Source organism: Syntrophomonas sp. UBA1041 (assembly GCF_002316705.1).
In the GTDB taxonomy this organism is placed as follows: domain Bacteria; phylum Bacillota; class Syntrophomonadia; order Syntrophomonadales; family Syntrophomonadaceae; genus DTU019.
In genome coordinates this window covers 6,616-9,101 of sequence record NZ_DCEA01000077.1, presented here as the reverse complement: position 1 = coordinate 9,101, position 2,486 = coordinate 6,616, and the positions used below count along the sequence as shown (strand labels likewise).

Genomic DNA, 2,486 nt, shown 5'->3' with positions numbered 1-2,486 from the left:
CCGATGATGAATATCCTCAACGGCGGGCAGCATGCCGATAACAATGTCGATATTCAGGAGTTTATGATTGTGCCGGTCGGAGCCGCTTCCTACCGGGAAGGGCTGCGCATGGCAGTGGAGATTTATCATACCTTGAAAAAGGTACTGCAGTCTCGTGGATTGGCCACTTCTGTAGGGGATGAGGGCGGATTTGCCCCTGACCTGCCCTCCAATGAAGCCGCCATCGAAGTAATCCTGGACGCGGTAAAAGAGGCCGGTTATGAGGCGGGGCGAGATGTCTTCCTGGCCTTGGACGTAGCCGCCAGTGAACTCTATAAAGACGGGCGCTACCATCTGGAGAGCAATGGTGTAATCTATACCTCCGAAGAAATGGTGGATTTTTATGAGGATCTAGTGAAGAAGTATCCCATAGTGTCGATCGAAGACGGTTTGGCTGAAGACGATTGGTCTGGATGGGAGCTCTTGACCAGGCGTCTGGGTGACAAAATTCAACTGGTCGGGGACGATATCTTTGTAACCAATACGGAGCGCTTAACTATGGGTATCAAGCGCGGGGTGGCCAACAGCATCCTCATCAAGGTCAATCAGATCGGCACCCTGACCGAAACCCTGGATGCCGTCAAAATGGCGATGCGGTCCGGGTATACTACAGTTATCTCCCATCGTTCCGGGGAAACCGAAGATTCCACTATCGCCGATATCGCCGTCGCCACCGGATCCGGACAGATCAAGACCGGAGCGCCGGCCAGGACTGACCGGGTGGCAAAATACAATCAATTATTAAGAATCGAAGAAGAATTGGATGAATATGCCGACTATCGCGGCTTGAAGGTTTTCGCTGCCCACCGCGATTAGCATGGACCTGGACTTGTCAAGGCCTCAGAACTTGTGTTAAAATTTAATTTGTTCTGATGCAATGATTTGAAATGGAGGTGAAAATTTGTTAAAAACCATCCTGTTCATCCTGGAGGTAATCGTGTCTCTGGGTCTCATCTCCACCATCATTCTGCAATCGGGCAAAAGCGCCGGTCTGTCGGGTAGTATTGCTGGAGGCAGCCAGGCCATTTTTGGCGGCAAGAAGAAAGGTCTGGATGAACTGTTAAGCCGTATTACCGCCTGGTTGGCTGTAGTTTTTATGGTTTTAACGCTGGTTCTTGCGGTGATGCGTTAGCCCGCTCAGTTTTAGTCAGGTATTTAAGCAGGTGCCACAGGCGCCTGCTTTTATTATATAATGACATCAATATCACCAGCAGCGAGAGCCATATGGCCCTGACTGAGACCAGGGAAGGATTACCTATGAAAAAACAGGTTGCAGAACAGTCATTTGAATTGCAGGGCGATAGTAATGCAGCCTTGCTTTTTTTACACGGTTTTACCGGGACGCCTTCGGAGATTTACCCCACCGCGGCTTTAGTCAATCAGCAAAGCGGGTGCACCGTCAGCGGAATCGTCTTGCCGGGCCACGGAACCAGCCCCGAAGACCTGGACAACACCTCCTGGCGCGATTGGACCGCAGCCGTGGAAGACGAACTGAACCGGCTGTCGACCATGCATCAGCATCTATTTGTAGCCGGATTGTCGATGGGAGGACTGCTCTCATTTTATGCCGCCATACAACGGGAAGATATCAAAGGGGCTGTCAGCATCAACGCCCCGGTTTTTACCAGGAACCCGCTGACCACCTCTTTTTTTGTATCGGCCCTCACCCCGTTATTAGGTTTGGTTAAGCCTTATTACCCCAAAAATGATATAGACATTGGTCTGGAGCTGGAAAAGCAAGGCAGGCAGGCTTACCATTGTTATCCGGTAAAATCCTTTCGCAGCATGTTGCATCTGCGCAAATTGGTTTTGTCCGGATTGAGTTCTGTCACATGCCCGGCCCTGGTAATGCAGAGCCTGCAGGATGAAGTTGTTAATGCGAGCAGCGGACGGCATTTGGTGAACAGGCTAAAACGAACTCAGGTCAGCTATCAGGAGCTGGAACATTCAACCCATGTCGCTACGATGGGGGACGAGATGGAATCGATCGCCGCGTCAATCAGCCGGTTCATCGACGAAGCCGTGCAGGAAAAAGGAGACTAGAAAATGGATAGAACAGAAGCTTTAGAATTGCTGAAAGAACACGTCAAATCAGAAAACCTCTTCAACCATTCCCTGGCGGTGGAAGCCATTATGCGCGGATTGGCTCAGCACCTGGAAGAAGATGTGGAGAGATTCGGTCTGGCAGGACTGCTTCACGATATAGATTATGATCAGACCGCCGACGAGCCTATGCGGCATTCGGCCGTGGGCGCGGCCATGCTGGAAGAAATCGGCCTGCCTGAAGACTTGTGCTATGCGGTCAAAGTGCATAATGAGGCCCACGGATTGCCGCGGCGCTCGGTTCTGGATCACGCGTTATATGCAGCCGATCCTGCCAGCGGTTTTATAACCGCAGCCGCGCTCATAAGACCTGACAAACAACTGGCCGCAGTGGAATTGAAGTC

Annotated in this window: 4 protein-coding genes; all 4 read left to right on the top strand. The window is 51.4% G+C overall.

All coding sequences use genetic code 11. From position 1 onward, the window contains the following. On the top strand, nt 1-855 hold an 855-nt coding region (gene eno / locus B2633_RS12015), incomplete at its 5' end, for a phosphopyruvate hydratase (protein ID WP_483170924.1). A gap of 85 nt (nt 856-940) precedes the next feature. Then, nucleotides 941-1,171, top strand: a complete 231-nt coding sequence (secG, locus tag B2633_RS12010; protein WP_481042355.1) for a preprotein translocase subunit SecG — start codon at nt 941-943, stop codon at nt 1,169-1,171. 125 nt (nt 1,172-1,296) lie between these two features. Continuing rightward, entirely contained in the window at nt 1,297-2,082 is a 786-nt protein-coding gene (locus tag B2633_RS12005; protein WP_483170922.1) for an alpha/beta hydrolase, read from the top strand. Nucleotides 2,083-2,085: 3 nt separating this feature from the next. After that, on the top strand, nt 2,086-2,486 hold a 401-nt coding region (locus B2633_RS12000; RefSeq protein ID WP_483170920.1), incomplete at its 3' end, for an HD domain-containing protein.

Bases quoted from the DNA above. Each gene is read 5' to 3' on its own strand.
- B2633_RS12005 (WP_483170922.1), top strand. From the start codon at position 1,297: ATGAAAAAACAGGTTGCAGAACAGTCATTTGAATTGCAGGGCGATAGT.